Origin of the sequence: uncultured Microbulbifer sp. (assembly GCF_913055755.1) — a bacterium.
GTDB lineage: Bacteria > Pseudomonadota > Gammaproteobacteria > Pseudomonadales > Cellvibrionaceae > Microbulbifer.
This window is the reverse complement of the sequence record NZ_CAJXKH010000142.1, coordinates 1-6,276: the sequence shown is the minus strand read 5'-3', so window position 1 is coordinate 6,276 and position 6,276 is coordinate 1. Positions and strand designations below refer to the sequence as shown.

At 61.2% G+C, this 6,276-nt stretch carries 6 protein-coding genes; 2 read left to right on the top strand and 4 right to left on the bottom strand.

Annotation, left to right across the window (positions count from 1 at the left end):
• On the top strand, window positions 1-404 hold a 404-nt coding region (gene msrA / locus QZ511_RS16100; RefSeq protein WP_295803994.1), incomplete at its 5' end, for a peptide-methionine (S)-S-oxide reductase MsrA.
• Here the strand turns inward: msrA and QZ511_RS16095 are convergent.
• The 4 genes from QZ511_RS16095 to QZ511_RS16080 form a co-directional block, all read right to left on the bottom strand.
• Window positions 405-1,250, bottom strand: a complete 846-nt coding sequence (locus QZ511_RS16095) for a sulfurtransferase (protein ID WP_295803992.1) — start codon at window positions 1,248-1,250, stop codon at window positions 405-407. It lies immediately after the preceding gene.
• Window positions 1,251-1,410: 160 nt separating this feature from the next.
• Window positions 1,411-3,105, bottom strand: a complete 1,695-nt coding sequence (locus QZ511_RS16090) for an alpha/beta fold hydrolase (protein WP_295803991.1) — start codon at window positions 3,103-3,105, stop codon at window positions 1,411-1,413.
• Between the two features lie 62 nt (window positions 3,106-3,167).
• Window positions 3,168-3,785 carry a trimeric intracellular cation channel family protein gene (locus tag QZ511_RS16085; RefSeq protein WP_295803989.1) on the bottom strand — a complete coding sequence of 206 codons (618 nt, stop codon included), beginning with the start codon at window positions 3,783-3,785 and terminating at the stop codon, window positions 3,168-3,170.
• A gap of 121 nt (window positions 3,786-3,906) precedes the next feature.
• Window positions 3,907-5,091 (bottom strand): acyl-CoA dehydrogenase, encoded by a 1,185-nt coding sequence (locus QZ511_RS16080; RefSeq protein ID WP_295803987.1) that lies wholly within the window; start codon window positions 5,089-5,091, stop codon window positions 3,907-3,909.
• 357 nt (window positions 5,092-5,448) lie between these two features.
• On the opposite strand from QZ511_RS16080, the gene QZ511_RS16075 reads away from it, so the two are divergent.
• Window positions 5,449-6,276, top strand: an 828-nt coding sequence (locus tag QZ511_RS16075) for a TolC family protein (RefSeq protein WP_295803985.1), incomplete at its 3' end; no start/stop codon positions are given.

Sequence of the window (6,276 nt, the reverse complement as noted above, 5' to 3'; positions counted from 1 at the left end):
GGATGACGCCCAACCCCAATGACCGCGAGGTTTGCACCGGAGGCACCGGTCACGCGGAAGTGGTGCTGGTGGTTTTTGATCCGGCGCAGGTGTCTTATCAGGAACTGCTGCGGCGTTTCTGGGAGGAGCACGACCCCACACAGGGAATGCGCCAGGGCAATGACCTGGGCACCCAGTATCGATCCTGTATCTACTGCTACAGTGCTGAGCAGCTGGAAACGGCCAGGGCCACTGAAGCAGAGTTCCAGAAAGCGCTGCAGCAGAAGGGCTACGGTGCAATTACCACCGAAGTGCGCGAGGCGCTGACCTTCTATTACGCGGAAGAGGACCACCAGCAGTACCTGGCCAAGAACCCGGATGGCTACTGTGGCCTGGCGGGAACCGGCGCCTGCCTGCTGCGCTGATCAGGCCTGCTCGCTGGCTTTGCGGGGGTGGAGTATCTGGGCACACCAGTCGCTCCAGCTTCCCGGGTAGAGGCGGGCGCTGCGCTCCAGCTGTGCCAACGCAAACAGGTTGACGCAAGCGGTGACTCCTGAGCCGCAATAGCAGACGATGTCCTCGTCGGCGGGAATACTTTGCCAGTGCGCCTTCAGCTCCGGCAGGGGGCGCAGGAAGCCGTCGCTGTCGGTGACCTGCTGCCAGGGCATGTTGACAGCGGTGGGGATGTGCCCGGCAATGGGGTCGATCGGCTCTTCATTGCCGGCAAAGCGCCTTGTGTCCCGCGCGTCGACGAGCTGCCACGGCGGGTTTGCCAGATACGGGTAAATGTCGTCGTGGTGCAGCAGGTCGCCATCGCCGACCCGTGCTGTGAAATCGCCCGCTGCAACCGCCTTCGCCGGACCTGTTTCCAGAGGCAGGTGCGCATCTTCCCAGGCCCTGAATCCCCCATTCAGGATGGCCACCCGCTGATGGCCGAAGTGCCTGAACAGCCACCAGGCCCGCGCCGCGAAAGCAAATCGCTGATTGTCGTAAACCACTACCTGGGAGTCCGCGGATATCCCTTTGCCGCGGGCAAACTCGGTAAATTGCTCTCTGGATGGTAACGGATGGCGACCGCCATAGCGCTGGCAGGGACCGGACAGGTCATGGTGCAGGCTGGCGTAGTGTGCACCGGGCAGGTGACCGTTCAGGAATTCCTGCTGACCGGCATCAGTTGCCGCGAGATCGTACCGGCAGTCGAGGATCACCAGCTGCGGATCGCCGATGAGCTGTGCCAGTTCGGAGGTTTCAATCACACCCTGATAATTCATAGCCAATGCTTTTTATAGTCGTTATACGAGCAAATTAAGCCGCCACAACGGTTTTGTCCAGCGGCTGCCTGGTGAATGTCCGCGCGACGAAAACCGGGCGCTGAATCTGTCGACAAACCGATCAATTTAGCAGCGTCTGCAGGTCGGTCAATTCGGTGCGTCAATTGGCTTCCGAAAAGCGGCTGTTCGGCGGTGCCTCCCGGTGGCGGGGCGCATCCTGCTGCGCGCCATCTTCACCGGGGGTCTTTTCCTGCGAGGAGCCCGCGTTCTTTTCCGCTTCCATCTCCGCGATTTTCTGTTCCAGCTCCCGTTGCTGGGCCAGCTCCTGCTCGCGGCAAGTCGTGGCGTTCTCGATTACCGGCTGCTCAGGTTGATTGAGGAAGTCCGCGGCCGCCTGTTCTGCGCAGTCGCTGGCGGAGATGATGTCGTGGGCAAGCCTGGGAAACAGCAGCCACTGGTGGTTCGGCAGTTTGCGGCGGGCCTTGTTTGCGTCGGCAGCGGACAGCACCGGGTCCAGTCCGCCGTGCATCACCAGGGCCGGGACATCGGTTTTGATGGCGCGGGATTCGAGTATCGGTGCCGAAGGAATGGCCCAGATCCGGCACTGGATCTGCAGAAGATCAATGTCGGAGCGCACCGAGCCGGCGAGAATACCACCACTGGCGGCGTCTCGACGGGCTTTGTCGAAGTCCACGAAGGGCGCTTCTTCATAACAGAAATGGCTGATACCGGCGGCATCGCCAAAGTTCGGATCCAGAACCAGGCCCATAAAGCTGACAATGGAAGGCTTCAGCAGGGTGGCGTCGTCATTTTCCAGTTGTTCAATAATTTTTGGCAGTTGGCGGTAAAAATTCTCGTTGTACAGGGCCTGGAACAGCACCCGCAGCAGCCGTTGCCCGGAGAGCACAAAGGGGTACTGCTCGCCGGGGTGAATGTTTCCGGTTTCCACCGTGAGCGGCGTCTCGTCGAGCTTTTGCACCAGGGCCTCCAGGCGCTGGTCCAGGTTCGGGTACTGCTTTTTGCAGGCACTGTCCTCGCTGCAATAATTTAGGCCGCGCTGATATGCCGCAATCACATCTTCCGTCAGTTGCTGGGTGTACACGATATTGGGGAACACGGCGCTGTTGAGGATCATGGTGCGCACCGATAGTGGGAATTCCCGCGCAATAGTCAGGGCGTAGCGACTGGCGTAGGACACGCCGTACAGGTTCAGCTGGGGAATACCCAGGGCCTCGCGCAGGGCTTCCACATCCTGTGCTACCGCGACACTGTTGTAGTAAGCCAGGTCCGCTTCCTCACTGAGGCGGCTGTAGCAGCGCTCCAGGCTGTAGGTAAAAACCCGGGATTCTTCATCGGGATTGAGGTTGCGGGTGAATGCCAGGTCCGCGTCCTCGATGAATTCGCTGCAGGACAGTTTCGGCGTGGCCATGCCAGTGCCGCGGGGGTCGATCACGATCAGGTCGCGGCCGTCTTTCACCGTCATATCGGCGTAGTTCACCCACAGCCAGTCGCTGGCGTTTTCCGGTTCCAGTCCCATACTGGCGCCGGGGCCGCCAGCGCCCAGGTGGAGCAGGGGCTCCTTGTCCGGGTCGTTGACCTCGGCAAAAAAGCGCACCACCGGGAACTGGATTTTCCGGCCCCCGGGCTGGGCGTGATTTTCCGGTACTTCCATCATGTAGCACTGGGTGGTGGGCCAGTCCCGCTCCACATCAAACCAGCAGGGTTTGGGAATCAGACGGTTGGGAGAGACAGCGGCCGCCTGCTGCTCGTCGCGCTGGCAGCCGCTAGCGGCCGCGAGTGCGGCGACGGCGAGGCACAGGGAGAGGAATCTGGATACCGGACCAAAAGCGTACACGTGGTGTCCTTTGTCTGAATAGTACAAGTGCTGCGGCAAAGACCCGTGTGCCTTGCCGGGCCTCAATTCGGCCTGATTCGGGCGATGGGCGCGGAGATATTCCAGCGCAGCGCTGCCAGGCGGATCCCGAGCGTCACCAGAATGGCGATGGCAACCACCACCTCGCCGGGCAGCACCGGGATGTCGTCCAGTATCACCAGTGCGGCACCGCCACTCAAGGCCGCGGTGGCATATATTTCCCGCCGCAGCAGCAGGGGGATGTCGCCACAGAGGATATCGCGGATAACACCGCCGAAGGTGCCGGTCATCACCCCCATGACAATGGCGATGGCGGGACTGTGGCCGAGGGCGAGCACCTTCTGGGTGCCGATCACCACGAACACCGCGAGTCCGGCGGCATCTGCAATCATCAACAGGCGCATGGGCACCTGTAGGTAGCGGATCAGGTAAAAACTGACCACGCCGGTTACCACCGCAATCCACAGGTAATAGCTGTCGGCGAGCCAGAACACCGGCACATTCAGGATCATGTCGCGGGTGGTGCCGCCACCGGTGGCCGTGACACAGGCCAGAACCACCGCGCCGAACAGGTCCATCTGTTTGTGCCCGGCCGCGAGCACGCCGGTAAAGGCGAACACCACGATGCCGATCATGTCACACCAGTGCAGCAGCTGTTCCATGGGGTAGGGCGCGCTTTCGGTTGGATGGAGGAGGGGGAATTATGGGGCCGCACCGCGAATGGGTACAGCCCCGTGGCCTGATGTGCCAGGCCGGATGCGGTCGCGGGCGACCGCCAGGAGATCAGAAGAAGGCTTGCAGTCCGGTCTGGGCGCGGCCGAGAATCAGCGCGTGCACATCGTGGGTGCCCTCGTAGGTATTTACCGCTTCCAGGTTCATCACGTGGCGGATCACGTGGAATTCGTCGGCAATGCCGTTGCCACCGTGCATATCGCGGGCGATACGGGCAATCTCCAGTGCCTTGCCGCAGTTGTTGCGTTTCACCAGCGAAATCATGGTGGGGTCGAAGTCCTTGTTCTCATCCATCAAACGGCCGACGCGCAGGGAGCCCTGCAGGCCGAGGGTGATCTCGGTCTGCATGTCCGCGAGCTTTTTCTGGAACAGCTGGGTCTGGGCCAGCGGGCGGTCGAATTGCTTGCGGTCCAGGCCATACTGGCGCGCCGCGTGCCAGCAGAATTCCGCTGCACCCAGCGACCCCCAGGAAATGCCGTAACGGGCGCGATTGAGGCAACCGAAGGGACCGCGCAGGCCCTTGATATCGGGGAAGCGGTTTTCTTCCGGCACGAACACATTGTCCATCACGATCTCACCGGTGATGGAGGCGCGCAGGGAGAACTTGCCCTCGATTTTCGGCGCGCTCAGGCCTTCCATGCCCTTTTCCAGCACAAAGCCGCGGATATCGCCTTCGTCGTCTTTGCCCCAGACCACAAACACATCGGCAATGGGGCTATTGGTGATCCACATCTTGGAGCCGCTCAGGCGGTATCCGCCATCGACCTTTTTAGCGCGGGTCTTCATGCCGCCGGGGTCGGAACCGGCATCGGGCTCGGTGAGGCCGAAACAGCCAACCCACTCGCCAGTGGCCAGTTTGGGCAGGTATTTTTCCTTCTGCGCTTCGCTGCCGTAGGCGTAGATGGGGTGCATCACCAGGCTGGACTGCACACTCATGGCGGAGCGGTAACCGGAATCGACACGCTCCACTTCCCGCGCCACCAGGCCGTAAGACACATAGTTGAGGCCGGCACAGCCATAGCCCTCGATGGTGGAGCCCAGCAGGCCCAGCTCGCCCATTTCGCGCATGATGTCGCGGTCGAAGACTTCGTGGCGGTTGGCCTCGAGTACCCGCGGCATCAGTTTTGACTGGCAGTATTCTTGTGCAGCATCACGGATCATGCGCTCTTCGTCAGTCAATTGACGATCCAGCAGCAGAATGTCGTCCCAGTGTGCCAAAGGCTGGTTTTTGCTCATGGTTCAGGTCCGTACAGAGTGTCAGGTATGTGTTGGGAGGCGACGGCACACCCGGTTTACCTCGGCCGGTGCAACCCTGAGAAGGTTAGCCCCGTCGCTCCACTGTTGGTCGTGGAAGTAGCGCAATTCGCCGGATAGTGCCGCCACAGCCTGGTTCTGTGGGGCATCATAACGAACAATAGCGCAATGGGCACGTTTGTGATCACATTTTTTTGGCGATAGCGAGAGGGCCCCGAGCATACCGGTTTCGAGAGTGCCGCAATTTTGATCTAAACGAGTAAACAAACGTAAAACGTCTTGCCGGGTTTTTAGATCTTTCGATAATGAAAAATAAAGCTGTTATACCGCCATTGATTTATGGATTTTTCACTGCCAGTTCCCTGTAACTCTTCCGGATCCTCCCGTGTCAGCGAGCAGTCTGCACGTCACCTTTTTGGCAACCGCCGTGCTGCGGTGCGCCCGGTCCTGCTCGGGGCTTGTCTGGTCGGGCTCACTGCCTGTTCCACCCAGCCGCTACCCGCGGGCCTCCCGGAGCAGGTACTGGGGTTGCCGACAGAATTTCGCGCGTCCGGTGCGGAGAATTCTCCCGTGCGCTGGTGGCAGAGTTTCGATGACTCCCGCCTGAACCAGCTGGTGCAGCAGGCACTGCAGGAGAACCTCGATTTACAGTCAACCTACTGGCGCCTGCAGCAGGCCGATGCCGCCGCGGCGCAGGCTCGCAGTGGGTTCTGGCCGCGCCTGACCGGCAGCCTGGAAAATACCGAGCAGCGACGCGCTTCCGGCAGTGGTTTCGATTTTTCCGGTGCGGAAAACGAGGGCAACAGCTGGAGCGGCAGTCTTGCCGCCGGCTACGAGGTGGATCTCTGGGGCAGGGTGCGCAGTGGCGCGCGCGCGGCAGAGGCGGGGCGCCTGGCGCAGGTGGAAAACCTGCAGACCGCCGCCCTGACCCTGAGTGCCGAAGTCGCCGGTACCTGGATGCAATTGCAGGAGCAGTTGGGGCAGACTCGCTTGCTGGAACAACAGCTGGAGATTAACCGCAAGACACTGCGCGCCCTTGAGCTGCGATTTGGCAGCGGCGTGAGCGCTGCGGCAGATGTGTTGCAGCAGCGCCAGCTGGTGCAGCAGTCGCTGCAGGAGCTGGAGCAGAGTCGCTTCAATCTCGAAGTCTTACGGGGGCAACTGGCC

Coding starts and splice junctions, on each gene's coding strand:
- QZ511_RS16080 (WP_295803987.1), bottom strand. CDS start 5,091: ATGAGCAAAAACCAGCCTTTGGCACACTGGGACGACATTCTGCTGCTG.
- QZ511_RS16095 (WP_295803992.1), bottom strand. CDS start 1,250: ATGAATTATCAGGGTGTGATTGAAACCTCCGAACTGGCACAGCTCATC.
- QZ511_RS16085 (WP_295803989.1), bottom strand. CDS start 3,785: ATGGAACAGCTGCTGCACTGGTGTGACATGATCGGCATCGTGGTGTTC.